The following is a 13,747-nucleotide window of genomic DNA, read 5'->3' on the forward strand; positions in this document are numbered from 1 at the left end:
GTTAGGAGTTATTAATTAATCTCCCTTATCTCCCCCTGCTCCCTTCCTATGCTGCTTGCGGTTCAACCAGATTTTCTATTCCCTGAACGACTTTTGCCGATTCAATTTTGTCACCTGCCTTCAGTTGATCCAAAACTTCTTTGCCTTCGGTGAGATAGCCAAAAACGGCATAGCGACCATCTAATAGGTTGCGTCCGGCGGGGGTAAGTTCTGGTTCAAAGAGAAAGAAGAAGAATTGTGAAGAACCTCCATTTACTTCACTTTCGGGACGAGCCATTACCACTGCACCAAAGGCAGAGAAGGGCAGAACTGGCATATCAATGTAACGACCGGCTTGTTCTAGCGTAATCCCATAGGTAGGTTCTTTATCACCTTCAACTAAGACTTCTAAGGGAATAGCACGATATTTTTTGGTATTTGGATCAATGAAACCTACGTCTTTGCCGACGGGATCTCCAGTTTGCAGAAAGTAAGATTCTTCAGAACGGGTAAACTCTAAGCCATTATAAAAACCCCTCTGCACCAAATCTACAAAATTCCCAGCAGTGACAGGGGCACTATAACCGTCCACTACGAGGATCAAATCGCCTTTGTTAGTTTTGATTTCTACAGTGGCACGACCTTTAAGTTGTGGCAGGTTACTGTACTCAGCAGGCACTTCAAAGGGGAATTCTTTCACCATTGACTCTTCTAGCTGAGTAACGAGATTGAGAAGTTTGCCTCTTTCTTGGAGAATTTGTTCTTTATCTTTGCTCTTCGCCAGTTCTTCTAATTTACCCACCCCAGATTTCAACTCGGTAATCCAAGCTTCCGCTTGGGGTTGGCGTTCTGCGGGAACGCTTGTTAATATTTGGGAGGGTTTATCGAGGATTCGGGATGCTTTGCTGATGTCTTTGGAAATAGCACCCCATCGCCGATTTGCCCGGAGTTGGGCAGAGATGTCCTCTAAACTGGCTTGTAGTTGCCGTACAGGTTTGTTATCTATCGGGAGTGCATACCGCAACAAAGCCTTGCCGTCGGTGATTGCGTTGCCGGCTGGCAGCGCGGCGCTACTGGAGGGAGTCCACCCAGCTGTAGTTATGCCTAAAAATATTGTTACCAGCAGTATTGCCATTAGGCTGTTCTTCAGCCAGGATTTTAATAAGTTAAGCATGGGATAACTCAAATGCAGCATTAAATTGTTGATTGGACGTAACCCATAAATAATCTTCCCACGTTAAGTGATGAGTGGATCAGAGGTCTAGGGCAGAGGACAAATGACAAATGACAAATGACAAATGCCCAATGACGACTCTAGAAGGGTACAATAAATGCCGATTGTCTTCCAAAATTTGAAAGCTTCATGATCTCCAGTAACGACTTTCGACCCGGTGTTTCAATTGTATTAGATGGGTCTGTATGGCGAGTGCTTGAATTCCTGCACGTCAAACCAGGCAAGGGTTCTGCCTTTGTACGAACTAAGTTAAAAAATGTCCAGAGTGGGAGCGTGATGGAAAAAACGTTCCGGGCTGGGGAAACAGTGCCGCAAGCCACTCTAGAAAAAAGTACGATGCAGCATACCTATAAAGAGGGCGATGAGTTCGTCTTTATGGATATGGAAACCTACGAAGAAGGCAGATTGACCCGCGAACAAATTGGCGATCGCGTCAAATACCTGAAGGAAGGTATGGAAGCTGAAGTTATTAAGTGGGGCGACCAGGTGCTGGGAGTAGAATTGCCTAAGTCTGTGGTTCTGGAAATTGTACAAACAGATCCAGGTTTAAAAGGTGACACTGCTACCGGTGGGTCAAAACCAGCAACTCTAGAAACTGGTGCAGTTGTGATGGTTCCTTTGTTTATTTCTCAAGGAGAACGCATCAAAGTTGATACCCAGGAAGATAAGTATATCAGCAGGGAATAACTTTCATCTCTACGGAGATGCTTGTTCCCGATGGAAATCCCTACATAGGGATTTAATCCCTGCCACACTTAAGATGCTAATTTACGGATAGGTCGAGGTAATAAAAACTGTGCCATTGGACTTTAATGAAATCCGCCAACTACTGGCAACTATCGCACAAACAGATATTGCAGAAGTCACGCTCAAAAGCGATGATTTTGAACTAACAGTCCGTAAGGCTGTGAGCGTCAGCAATCAGATTTTGTCAGTAGGTCAACCGACCTTAGGCGGTGTGGTAGGTTCGGGACTGACATCGGGTTCATCTGGAGGAAACCAGATGAACGCAAGTCAGGTAACGGAGGTATCTACATCTCGTGTGTTTGAGAATACTGGTACTAGCACACAATTGCAGTTGTCAGTAAATCCTCCCTCAACCATTGACCAGAGATTAGTAGAAGTGCCTTCCCCAATGGTGGGAACGTTTTATCGCGCTCCTGCACCTGGGGAAGCGGCATTTGTGGAAGTGGGCGATCGCGTCCGCAAGGGTCAAACAGTCTGTATCATTGAGGCCATGAAGCTGATGAATGAAATCGAAGCCGAAGTCTCTGGACAGGTGATGGAAATTCTTCTCCAAAATGGCGACGCTGTAGAATATGGTCAACCTTTGATGCGAATTAACCCTGATTAAGTATTAATCTATATATGAAATGAGTCATCCTAAATGAGTCATCGTTAAAACTTCAGTCCTTGCGGGTTAATCCTGATGAAACAAATGTTGCCTTTACCGCCAGAAGTGGTGCAACAAGTAGCTGAATACTTCAGTCTGTTAAGTGAGCCGATGCGCCTGCGGCTGCTCCACTTATTACGGGATGAAGAAAAATGCGTGCAAGAGTTGGTAGAGGCAACACAGACTTCTCAGGCAAATGTGTCAAAACACCTGAAGGTAATGTGGCAAGCAGGTATCCTTAGCCGCCGCAGTGAAGGAACTTGCGCCTATTACCGGGTGGAAGATGAAATGATTTTTGATTTGTGTAATCGGGTTTGCGATCGTCTTGCCACAAGGTTAGAAGAACAAGCCCGTAATTTTCGTGTATTAAATAGTAAACGGTAATTCTATGAAAGTTATGAGTTATGAGTTATGAGTTATGAATTAAAACTCCTCACTCCTAACTTCTAACTCCTAACTTTTTTAAAGCGGATAATTTTTCTCAAAGCTTTCACGAGTTAGTGGCTGTTGTAACTCTACGCCTTCACCACCCAAAACATCTAACGGTTTGCCGTTCACATCAATGTACACCTTGGCTTTGGGATTTAAACTTGTCGCAGTATAAACAACTTGTCCCACGCGACCCATCATTGATGTGCTACCGCCACCACTGGTAAAATCTTCAGATAAATTAACGTGAACTTCGTCATTTTCCGTCTTCAGCCCCAAAAGTTTGGTTCCTTTGGGGATAGTTGTGGAATCTGTCCCTTCTGGTGGCCCTGCCAACAAACTTTGGAAAGCTGCTTCTAATGGCTGGTTGGGTCGTATAGAAGCGACTCTAACAGGCTGAGGGACTAAAGCAACATTTTTGTCTGTTGATCTGAGCCAATAAACATTAGGGGTTTGCTCATTAGCTGGCTGTCTAGTTGATGGCTGTGCTGGCTGTTCGATGCGCCCAGAGGGGTTTGGAGGTGTGGGAGTATTGTTGGATTGGGAAGTAAACCAAGCCACACCGCCACCCACCGCTACAACCACTGCTGAAACGGCCGCAATTGCGCCTGAAGAAATACGATTAGATCCTTGTTGGTCTTTCATGTTCAAAACCTTCCTGACTGAGGGCTGATATGGTAGTTATATGGGGAGCAGCCTGGTTAACGACGATACTTGTAACTGAAGAGTTTCCCACTATCTAGAGGAGACTTTATGCCTCAAAAGGCAATTATTTTTAGTTGTGCAAGTCCCTGATTTAAGTTTAGAATTTCTATTTCTAATCCGTCACCTACCAAATTATGTAAATCTCATTCTTTTTAGAGATGAAATTTACAACGCAGAGGAACGCTAAGTAAAGTATTGATTCCTCTGCGTAAATGTTGAAGTTTAATTTTTTACGTGGATAGCGGCGGTAATCCACTGTTTGAGTGTGGCTGTAACTTCCTCAATGATAATTTCTTGAGAGTTGCGGGTTGCTCTTTCTACAACTTCAACTTTGCCATTAGCGATCGCCCGCCCGGTTACAATCCTATAAGGTATGCCTATCAAGTCAGCATCTTTAAATTTCACTCCAGCCCGTTCATCGCGGTCATCTAGTAGGGTTTCAATTCCCACTTGATTGAGTTCTGTGTAAAGTTTTTGGGCGATTTCAATTTGTTGAGCATCCTTAATGTTAGGAATTGTGATGATCGCGTGGAAAGGTGCGATCGCAACTGGCCAAATAATCCCATCTTTATCGTAAGATTGCTCTACGGCAGCTTGTGCTAGTCGTGATACACCCACGCCAAAACAACCCATAATTAGCGGCTTTTCTTCACCCTGTTCATTGGTATAAGTTGCTCCCATCGCTTGGGAATATTTAGTGCCTAATTGGAAGATATGACCTGCTTCAATTCCACGGGCGCTTTGTAAGGTTTGTTCTGGATTATGGATGGCGCGATCGCCTGCTCTTGACTTACGAATATCTACTACTCGTCTTGGTAGTGCAAATTGCTCACCCCAATTAGCACCAACTACGTGATAACCAGCTTCATTCGCACCTGTAACAAAGTTTTTTAAATCAACGGCTGTTTGATCCACTAAGCGCAAAAACTTGGGATGGATCTGTTTGTTGGCGGTAATATACTCATCTGCGATGTCTGGCGCAATGTAGCCTAAAGGCAGAGATTTAGCTGTCCATGCTTGCTGCGCTTCTACATTTGGCACATTCAAACTAATAATAGTTTTAGCGCTATATTCAGGAGCTACTTTGGTCAATTCATTTTGCAACTTAACTTCATTAACTTCCTGATCGCCTCGGATGCTCACCAAAACTAACACCGTTATACCGTTATCATAAACTGTCTGATAAAGGACATTTTTCACTAATTGAGTGGGAGAACAGTTGAGGTGTTGACAGACCTTTTCAATCGTTTCTGTTCCAGGTGTATCCCGTTTTTCGTAGGTTGTAAACCGTGAGGTTTCGGCATCAATTGGTAAAGAAACAGCCTTTTCTACGTTAGCGGCGTACTTACCGTCCTCAGTGTAGAGAACTTCATCTTCACCAGCTTCCGCCAAAATCATAAATTCTGTGGAACCAGAACCACCAATTGCACCAGAATCAGCTTCCACTGCCCGAAAAGCTAAACCAGAACGCCGCAGCATATTGCTATACGCCTTATACATATCCTGGTAAGTTTCTTTGAGGCTGGCTTCATCGGCATGGAAGGAATAGCCATCCTTCATGATAAACTCCCGTCCGCGCATTAAACCAAAGCGGGGACGAATTTCATCGCGGAATTTGGTTTGAATTTGGTAGAGGTGCAGTGGTAACTGGCGATAAGAGCGAATCATATCACGAGCGATCGCTGTGACTACTTCTTCATGAGTTGGGCCTAATCCTAATTGTTGCTCACGGCGGTCAATTAGGGAAAACATGATCCCCTCAGCTTTGGTATAAGTGTCCCAGCGTTCCGATTCTTTCCATAAATCAGCAGGTTGTAATTGTGGTAGGAGACATTCTTGTGCGCCTGTAGCGTTCATTTCTTCCCGCACAATTTGGGAAACTTTTTGCAACACCCGCCACATCAAAGGCAAATAAGCATAAAGACCACTACCGATGCGACGAATGTAGCCTGCACGGAGTAATAATTTATGGCTAGGAATCTCAGCATCAGCTGGATCATCCCGGAGTGTAACGAATAACATTTGTGACAGTCGCATCGTTTATAGCCTTTCTTTGATCACTAATTTCTATGTCAACTAAAGTATGAAGTATTAAGGATGAAGTACAAAGTACACAGTGTTATTTCTTTTTCATTTTTACCTACAGGTTAGGGGCTAAGGGCTAAACAAGAGAGATTTGCATCCTTCTTTATGTAAGAAGTATATGGAGATTTACTTGAAAAAGTGCTGAGTAAAAAATACTAGTTCCCAATCCCCAGTCCCTACTCCCACTCCCCAGTCCCTTTAGGAGAAAACTACCTTGGCAGATGTAATTTATCAAGCACAGCCACCCTTAGAATTTATTCCTCCGGCGTTTAACCCCTTATTTCTACGAGCCGTCCATCTGTTGCTACCCAGTTGGATAAATTGGCAAACATCTATTACCCAAATTGAAGCAGACAACGTAGAGGTTCTGGTGGATCTCTATCGCCAGTTTCAGGAGGGTAAAATCCGTTTTATGCTGGCATTTCGCCATCCTAAAACAGACGATCCATTTTGTTTGACCTACTTGCTGTCTCAGCTTGTACCAAAGATAGCGCGATCGCAAAACACAGCGCTAAAATTTCCGATTCACGCTCATTTTATCTACGATCGCGGCATTCCTTTGTGGGCAGGTTCCCATGTAGGCTGGATTGCTTCTCATTTAGGTGGGACTCCAATTCAGCGAGGTAAGGCTGACTGGACAGGGTTACGTTCGGCGCGTGACTTATTTGCCAATGGGAAATTCCCGATGGCTGCTGCGCCAGAGGGTGCAACTAATGGTTTATCGGAAAATATCAGCCCCCTGGAACCCGGTATTGCCCAATTAGGCTTCTGGTGTGCTGAAGACTTGCACAAAGCTGAACGCCCCGAACAGGTTCTAATTGTACCAGTTGGGATTAAATATAGTTACGTTGATGCTCCTTGGGGTGCGATCGCAAATCTTTTAAGTGAATTGGAAGCGGCTAGTGGTTTACCTGTCAATTCAGCAGAAAATGCTTCTATAGAGTCGCTTTATCCGCGATTATTAACCTTGGCAGAACATTTACTTTCACTAATGGAAAAATTTTACACGCGGTTTTATCATCTAAAGCTGCCAGATGCCAAAACATTATTCGGAGAAATCGAAGATAGAAATAAAGCGTTAGCAGTTCGTTTACAAGCTTTATTGAATGCGGCACTACTAATATCAGAACAGTACTTTGATTTACAGTCAAAAGGTACATTAAGTGACCGATGTCGGCGAGTAGAACAAGCAGGGTGGAATTATATATTTAGAGAAGATTTTAAAGATGTAAAAGGTATATCTGCTGTAGAAAGAGCCTTGGGCGATCGCGTGGCTGAAGAAGCGAATGCGCGGATGTGGCACATGCGTCTAGTAGAAAGTTTTGTGGCAGTATCTGGTAATTATATTCGTGAAAAACCAACGGTAGAAAGGTTTGCTGAGACGACTTTAATTTTATGGCAAATGATTGCTAAAATCAAAGGCGATAAAGGTATACAGCGTCCGCAATTGGGTCAGCAAAAGGTAAAAATTACTGTGGGTAAACCCATATCTATCTCTGAGCATTATCCGGCGTATAAAGAAAATCGCTTGGCTGCTAGACAAGCTGTTGCTGATGTGACGAATGATTTGCAGCACGCATTAGAAGGATTGATTTGATTATGATGGTGAGACTATTCCTCTCCCTTACCATTATCTGCAATTTAAATGAGGAAGAGTAAATACCTCACATTAGTAACCTAGCAAGCAAACTCATCGATAAACAGAAGAAATTAGTTTTAGCTCTCTAGAAGCATTTTAAGCTATTTATCTATTGGTGGGAATTTTGCTTGTAACACAGTTTCTATCGCTGTTTGTTTTTGAGGATCTACTCCTTGGGCATATTCTAGGGGAAATGGAATATTAATGTCTGGTATTACGCCTTTACCTTCTAGCCTTTGATTGCCGTTTACAAATACATTCGTAACTGCAACATAAAGTAAGCTGCCATCTCGCATTAAATAAGGACGGCCTGCAAGTACGGCTCCCGCCGTTTGAGTTCCAATCACTGGGCCAATCTTACTTTGTTGAAACCCAAACGCCAGAATTTCTTTACTACTACGACTGCCTGAGTTCACTAACATTACTACAGGTTTTTTCCATTGATAGTTATAGGTATAACGGCTTTGGTTTCGTGGAATGTTAGTGACACTGAGATCATGTTTGGCAGTAAACATATTGAGATAACTAACATCTCCTCCACCCCATCCATCTCTTAAATCTAAAACTAAACCGTCTGCATTTTTTAAGCGACCATAAATCAGTTCATCTTGAAGTTGTTGCTGATAGGGGTCTGCTGCATTTGACCATATATGAATATAACCAACTTTCTTACCAGCTTGCTCAATTAGCTTAATACTGGCTGTCTGAGCTTGCAAGAACATCGTGCTAGGATCAAAAATTTTTGGCACGACAGCAATTTCTTGCTGGCTGCTCGGTTCGGGCGATCGCTGTATCAACATTTTGACACTTTGCCCTGCTTTTCCAGCAAAAGAGTGTATTGGGTGATATGGATAATCATCAACACTTAAAATTTGATCCCCTACCTTTAAGCTAGCTTTCGCAGCAGGACTTCCATCAAGAATAGAGCTAATAAATGTTTTGCCATTGATATCTTTGGTGAATAAGCCAATATCAGTGTATTCAAGTTTCCCTTTGGGTAAAAACTGTTTTAATTGCTTATTTAAGTCAGGACTTTGAGGTAGGAAAATTCCTAAAAGCTGATAGTAAGCAGGTTCGTCTTGAGTATAAAACCGAGTATGAGAAGATTTGAGCTGAGAAAGCATTTGATTAAGCACAACAGCAGCATCTTTGCTTGAGTCAGCTTTTATTAGCTGAGGTTGATATTGTTTTTTAATAGCCTTCCAATCTACTCCATTAAAGTTGGGATCGTAAAAGTTATCATTTACTGTTTGCCAAACTTGCTCAAAAATTTGAGTTTCTGGTTTTGCTAATATTGGCAGAAGCGGCGAACTCAACCACATTATAAGCAAAAGAGAAATACTTAAAATAAATACTCTAGCTGAAAGTTTTAAGAAAGTAAGCTGGAATTTTCTCATGTTCTTGTGTCTCTTAAATCAGCAACTTCATCACAAGTGATGAAAATTCTTAGTTATTAGTTACGTTTGTACTATTTTGAATTTTTGTACACTGAATATTTATCTTTGCGATAATGCAACAAATGAAATGTTTGTGATTACTGGCAACGCTAAAATATGAAAAAAAGCCTACGTTTAGTCTTAGCAGTTATTGCATTAGTGTTAATTGCTCTTTCATGGTGGAGTGTACTTAGGGTGCAGACTTCTCTTGTAGTACGCAAGATGGAACGTCAACAGATACCGTTATTATATGTAGCGCCAAAGAATGCTCAAAATGTTCCTGGTGTTTTAATTGCACATGGTTATGCAGGCTCTAAACAATTAATGCTTGCTTATGCCTACACTTTGGCTCATGCAGGTTATGCTACCATGCTGTGGGATTTTGATAGCCATGCTGCTAATACCAAACCTCTAGAAAAAAACTCACTTCAGCAGAATTTAAATCTTGCATATACAGTACTTGTAGAGCAGCCAGAGGTAGATAAATCACGTTTGGCCACATTAGGACACTCAATGGGTAGTGGTGCTGTAATGTCTGCCGCTATCAATCAGGCTTTGCGCTATGCTGCAACTGTAGCAGTCTCACCTACAGGCGCGTCAATTACAGCAAATGTACCCCGAAACCTCTTATTACAGGCAGGAAGTTGGGAAAATAGATTTGTTGGCAATGCAAAGGGTTTACTCCAGGCTGGTGGTGGAGAAAATTACAATTTTGCTCAGGGTAAAGCAAGAAAGTTAGTTATTATCCCCAATGCCGAACATATTACAATTTTGTTTCGCCATTCTAGTCATCAGGCTGCTAAAGATTGGCTTAATAGCACCTTCGGGATAAACAACCAGAGTAACTATGTTGATTACAGAATGCTGTGGTATTTTTTACACTTGCTGGCATGGTTAACTCTGCTTGCAGCGATCGCCCCTATTTTGGCTGAATCTTCTATTACTTACAAAACAGGACAGTTAAAAAGCTGGATGGGTTTATTAATAGCACCTTTTGTAGCTACTGGTATACTCATGTTAATCAATCGGGTAAGCGATATTGATGGCTTGGGTGGAGTATTAGTAGGTGGAGCAGTTAGTATTTGGTTTGGAGTAGCAGGTTTAAGTTGGCTGATTGCTATGGCACCACTACAACTGCCATCAGCCAGAGCTTTGGTAATTGGCATTACCTTGTTTATCATATTATCAGTTGGTTTTGGGGCAATGGCACAGGTAGTATGGTTAGAGTGGTGGTTAACCGCGGCACGTTTGCAAATTTTTCCTATCCTGGCAGTTGCTTGTTTTCCTTGGTTTTTAGCTTCTGGAGTGGCACAGCAAAATCTTAATTTTGGTCAGCGAACTTTGTGGTGGCTAGGACAAAGCACAGTCTTAATTGGTGGTTTTATTCTAGTGCTTTATTTTCTGCCACAACTAAGCTTTATTTACCTTTTACTGCCATTATTTCCTGTATTTATGGCGATTTTTTCATTTTGTTCTGGGCTACTGAATAATGCTTGGGCTTATGCTATTGGTAGTACTTTATTTTTTGGTTGGGTATTAGCATCTGCCTTTCCATTATCATAAATTTTTCATTTTTCTATTTCTACTCGAACATTCCCTGCTTTAACAATTTGATGGAGAAACTCACGACTGGGGTGAGCAGTCTAGTACGTCTAGTTGGTGCTTACAGCGATCGCAAGCACCACTGACTAAGGTACAACCTGCAACCAACCTATTAGACGAAATACTGAAATAGCATCAAAATGAGTAGAAAATCTCGAAAACCATTGATTGGCATTACAACTTACGGTCGCCTTGCAGCATTACCATTTTCTCTACCAAGCGAATATATAAATGCAGTCCGTGCCGCAGGTGGTATTCCCATATTGTTACCACCGGGGGAAAGTGACCCTGTCTTAGTTCTAGACTCTTTGGATGGATTAATTCTCTCTGGCGGCGGAGATATTGACCCTGTTTGCTACAACGGTTTTGCTCATCCTACTATTTATTCTGTTGATCGCGAACGTGATGCTTTTGAATTGCAGCTTGCCAAGTTTGCCCTTGAACGCCATTTGCCAATATTTGGTATTTGTCGGGGTTTACAAATTCTTATCGTCATTTGTGGGGGTACTCTAATTCCTCACATTCCAAATGTCTACGGTACATCTACATTACATCGTCTAGAGCCTGAACCTGGACGACGCTTACCGACAGAACATCTTGTCAGAATAGATGTAGAAAGCCGTCTAGCTAAATGTGTACAGAATTCTCATATATCTGTAGTTTCTTGGCATCATCAAGCAGTAGATAAAGTACCATCTTCTTGGCAGATTGTTGGTCATGCTCCAGGTGATGGGGTAATTGAAGCTGTGGAGCATAAACATCATCCTTGGGCAATTGGTGTGCAATGGCATCCTGAGCTTTCAATTTCTGATCCTAATCATCAAAAAATTTTTCAAGCTTTTGTTGAGGCTGCGCGATCGCTTCCTCCAAAAACTGCTTGCGGCTAGTGTAGGTTTTGGAAAGCTAAATCAACAATTCTTGATAGTATTGTTCGGGTTCGCTAGGTAGATATGTGGTCATTTGCAAGGTTTGTTCGCTCAACTTGTAAGCTTTGTTAATATCAATGCGACTTAATAAATCCAAATCGTGGGAAATTACCCAAAGCGCACCCTGATATTCATTGATACCTTCTACCATTTGATTAACGGTTTCGATATCCAAATTGTTTGTTGGTTCATCAAGAATCAGCAGATCGATTTTGGAAATACTGATTATAGCGATCGCTAACCTTGCTAATTCACCCCCACTCAACACCGATGCTGGTTTGTTGACATCATCATATTTAAATAAGAAGTGTCCCAACTGTTGGCGCAAAAGCTGATAGCTAAGATTGGGGTTGGCAGTTTGCATATTTTCGATAATTGTCTGCTGGCGATTGACGATTTCGTAAGCTTGGTCGAGATATACAGCTTTAGTTGTGGATGTTGAAGCCTGCATAGCGGATGTGTTATCTCTAAGTATCGATAACTTATTTGTTACATCTGTTGCGTTATCTGTTGCCAATGTTGCCAAAATAGCTTTTGCTAGGTTTGATTTGCCAGAACCATTCGCACCAGCTATGGCTATGCGATCGCCCGAAGAAATATGAAGCTGAATATTTTCAATCAGCAGGCGTTCGCCTACCCAAAGATTTGCACCCTGAATATCAATGAGATTTCTCCGTTTTTGACTACTTTGTTCCAATTGAATACTTGTAGCCTTTGTCGTTCTGACTTTTGTCTCTGTAAATTTCTGTGTTGCCTTCTCAACAATTTCTCCATGTTTTTGTTTTGCAATTCCTGCTGTCACCTCTGCTTTTCTTTTCATTGCCCCAGCTACAATTTTAGGAATGCTACCCGCTAGTCGCTGACCTGTTTTGCGGGATTGGGCTGCTCTTTGCTGTTCTTGTAGTGCTGAGGCTTTAGCACGTTTGAGTTCTTTTCTAGCAACTTCATGCGATCGCAATGCTGCTTCTGACTCTGTTTCTTTTTGTTCTTGATATAAAGAAAAATGACCTCCGTAAACTTGAACTCCCTCTGGCGTGAGTTCCCAAGTTGTATCTGTAAGTTGGTCTAGGAAAAATGGTTTGTGGGAAACAATGACAAATGCTCCTTCAAAGTTATTGAGAAAGTTTTTTAAACTTTCTAACGCTATCAAATCCATGTGGTTAGTTGGTTCATCTAATAGCAACACTTTTGGCTGTTGCGCTAAACCAATAGCCAAGAATAGTTTTGTGAGTTCTCCACCACTGAGATTGAATAGTGGTAAGGATAAGTCAAGCGTGGTATTGAATTGTGTTTCCAGAATTGCCTCAATATTCCACCATTCTTCAGAAACAGAACTCAGAAAATCAAGAACTGTGTCTGCTTTGATTTCCTGTTTGATAGTGCTGATTTGAGGTAAGTAGTATATTGTGCTTTGAGGCGTAATAAAACCCGTTGTGGGACTGAGTTGACCAGCTAAAATTTTTAAGAGAGTTGATTTTCCTACCCCATTAGAACCAACCAAAGCAATGCGATCGTTCTCTGCAATGCTGAGATGAACACCTTTAAATAAAGTCCTAGTTGAGCTAAGTTCATAGCCTAAGTTTTCAGCTAACAATATTGATTTTTTCTGCATTCTTTCCAAACTCCTTTAAAATTATAGGCTTACGCATAGCCTCCCAATCTAGGGAAGGGTTGGGAGGTCTGCAATATGTGAAATCCTCAAAATACCGTTGAGGTTGCGTAAGTCCTGAATTAATGCGACAGACTACTAGACTTCTTCTCTCTTCCCTATAAGGAGAAGAGTTGTGAATGAAAGCAATCCATGCTTCTATTTAGTAAAGTGAATATTTGTCACCTTGCTATGACGGGCGGTAAGTCTATTCCTACAGGCGCGTTTCCTGCCGTAGGGAAATTAGCCAACCCGAAGGGAACACTAATTCCAAAAGTGGTGAGATATTGCTTAAAACCAAAAAATTCTTTTGTCAGTCCCTGTTGCTTATAAGCAAGGGTTTTTGCTACTACTTCATTTCAGCTATCTGAGGCGTATTAAGGTTTGATTCTAGCTACATTATGGTAGCACGGGATTCCAGAAACGTAATTAAAAATGTGGGATTACTAGCTTAAGGGTTCAATCAACCCACGTTTGACAGCTTCGCTTAACGCAGTGGCTTTTCTTAAAAGTCCTTCTTGATATACCTGCATCAGGGTTTGTAAATCTGAGCGATCGCTGTGAAGTGACACCAGAATAACTGCAAAAAAAGTTTATATACTAAGAAGTATTTGCAATAGTATCTAATTAAATCCGTGGAACTCAGATTGTTTCAAATGTTGAGTGGAAAA

General features: G+C 41.8%; 12 protein-coding genes. 6 read left to right on the forward strand and 6 right to left on the reverse strand.

Annotated elements, in window-relative coordinates:
* Positions 1 to 46: 46 nt before the first annotated feature.
* Positions 47 to 1,153 carry a peptidylprolyl isomerase gene (locus H6G96_RS29465; protein WP_190916196.1) on the reverse strand — a complete coding sequence of 369 codons (1,107 nt, stop codon included), beginning with the start codon at positions 1,151 to 1,153 and terminating at the stop codon, positions 47 to 49.
* A gap of 189 nt (positions 1,154 to 1,342) precedes the next feature.
* Between H6G96_RS29465 and efp the strand changes: the two genes are divergently transcribed.
* The 3 genes from efp to H6G96_RS29480 all read left to right on the forward strand — a co-directional run bounded on the left by efp (position 1,343) and on the right by H6G96_RS29480 (position 2,990).
* Complete coding sequence (gene efp / locus H6G96_RS29470; RefSeq protein ID WP_109012189.1) at positions 1,343 to 1,900, forward strand: elongation factor P; 558 nt, start codon at positions 1,343 to 1,345, stop codon at positions 1,898 to 1,900.
* A 109-nt stretch (positions 1,901 to 2,009) separates the two neighbouring features.
* Positions 2,010 to 2,567, forward strand: a complete 558-nt coding sequence (accB, locus tag H6G96_RS29475; RefSeq protein ID WP_190916198.1) for an acetyl-CoA carboxylase biotin carboxyl carrier protein — start codon at positions 2,010 to 2,012, stop codon at positions 2,565 to 2,567.
* 75 nt (positions 2,568 to 2,642) lie between these two features.
* A complete protein-coding gene (locus H6G96_RS29480) occupies positions 2,643 to 2,990 on the forward strand; it encodes a metalloregulator ArsR/SmtB family transcription factor (RefSeq protein ID WP_190916200.1) in 348 nt (115 codons plus the stop codon).
* Between the two features lie 78 nt (positions 2,991 to 3,068).
* Here the strand turns inward: H6G96_RS29480 and H6G96_RS29485 are convergent, their stop codons facing one another.
* A complete protein-coding gene (locus H6G96_RS29485) occupies positions 3,069 to 3,680 on the reverse strand; it encodes a GerMN domain-containing protein (protein ID WP_190916202.1) in 612 nt (203 codons plus the stop codon).
* Positions 3,681 to 3,962: 282 nt separating this feature from the next.
* Entirely contained in the window at positions 3,963 to 5,777 is a 1,815-nt protein-coding gene (locus H6G96_RS29490; protein WP_190916204.1) for a proline--tRNA ligase, read from the reverse strand.
* Between the two features lie 262 nt (positions 5,778 to 6,039).
* Between H6G96_RS29490 and H6G96_RS29495 the strand changes: the two genes are divergently transcribed.
* Complete coding sequence (locus H6G96_RS29495; RefSeq protein ID WP_190916206.1) at positions 6,040 to 7,422, forward strand: 1-acyl-sn-glycerol-3-phosphate acyltransferase; 1,383 nt, start codon at positions 6,040 to 6,042, stop codon at positions 7,420 to 7,422.
* A gap of 143 nt (positions 7,423 to 7,565) precedes the next feature.
* Here the strand turns inward: H6G96_RS29495 and H6G96_RS29500 are convergent, their stop codons facing one another.
* A complete protein-coding gene (locus tag H6G96_RS29500) occupies positions 7,566 to 8,861 on the reverse strand; it encodes a S41 family peptidase (RefSeq protein WP_190916208.1) in 1,296 nt (431 codons plus the stop codon).
* A gap of 156 nt (positions 8,862 to 9,017) precedes the next feature.
* On the opposite strand from H6G96_RS29500, the gene H6G96_RS29505 reads away from it, so the two are divergent.
* A complete protein-coding gene (locus H6G96_RS29505; RefSeq protein ID WP_190916210.1) occupies positions 9,018 to 10,463 on the forward strand; it encodes an alpha/beta hydrolase in 1,446 nt (481 codons plus the stop codon).
* A gap of 179 nt (positions 10,464 to 10,642) precedes the next feature.
* Positions 10,643 to 11,389: a gamma-glutamyl-gamma-aminobutyrate hydrolase family protein gene (locus tag H6G96_RS29510; protein WP_190916212.1), complete on the forward strand. Its 747-nt coding sequence runs from the start codon at positions 10,643 to 10,645 to the stop codon at positions 11,387 to 11,389.
* 16 nt (positions 11,390 to 11,405) lie between these two features.
* Here the strand turns inward: H6G96_RS29510 and H6G96_RS29515 are convergent, their stop codons facing one another.
* Positions 11,406 to 13,040, reverse strand: coding sequence for an ATP-binding cassette domain-containing protein (locus H6G96_RS29515; RefSeq protein ID WP_190916214.1), 1,635 nt, complete (start codon positions 13,038 to 13,040; stop codon positions 11,406 to 11,408).
* Between the two features lie 482 nt (positions 13,041 to 13,522).
* Positions 13,523 to 13,648 carry a hypothetical protein gene (locus H6G96_RS42500; protein ID WP_277932970.1) on the reverse strand — a complete coding sequence of 42 codons (126 nt, stop codon included), beginning with the start codon at positions 13,646 to 13,648 and terminating at the stop codon, positions 13,523 to 13,525.
* Between the last annotated feature and the right edge of the window lie 99 nt (positions 13,649 to 13,747).

It is taken from the genome of Nostoc sp. FACHB-892 (assembly GCF_014698795.1).
In the GTDB taxonomy this organism is placed as follows: domain Bacteria; phylum Cyanobacteriota; class Cyanobacteriia; order Cyanobacteriales; family Nostocaceae; genus Nostoc.

Bases quoted from the DNA above. Each gene is read 5' to 3' on its own strand.
- H6G96_RS29480 (WP_190916200.1), top strand. From the start codon at position 2,643: ATGAAACAAATGTTGCCTTTACCGCCAGAAGTGGTGCAACAAGTAGCT.
- H6G96_RS29500 (WP_190916208.1), bottom strand. From the start codon at position 8,861: ATGAGAAAATTCCAGCTTACTTTCTTAAAACTTTCAGCTAGAGTATTT.
- H6G96_RS29505 (WP_190916210.1), top strand. From the start codon at position 9,018: ATGAAAAAAAGCCTACGTTTAGTCTTAGCAGTTATTGCATTAGTGTTA.
- efp (WP_109012189.1), top strand. From the start codon at position 1,343: ATGATCTCCAGTAACGACTTTCGACCCGGTGTTTCAATTGTATTAGAT.
- H6G96_RS29515 (WP_190916214.1), bottom strand. From the start codon at position 13,040: ATGCAGAAAAAATCAATATTGTTAGCTGAAAACTTAGGCTATGAACTT.
- H6G96_RS29510 (WP_190916212.1), top strand. From the start codon at position 10,643: ATGAGTAGAAAATCTCGAAAACCATTGATTGGCATTACAACTTACGGT.
- H6G96_RS29490 (WP_190916204.1), bottom strand. From the start codon at position 5,777: ATGCGACTGTCACAAATGTTATTCGTTACACTCCGGGATGATCCAGCT.
- H6G96_RS29465 (WP_190916196.1), bottom strand. From the start codon at position 1,153: ATGCTTAACTTATTAAAATCCTGGCTGAAGAACAGCCTAATGGCAATA.
- H6G96_RS29485 (WP_190916202.1), bottom strand. From the start codon at position 3,680: ATGAAAGACCAACAAGGATCTAATCGTATTTCTTCAGGCGCAATTGCG.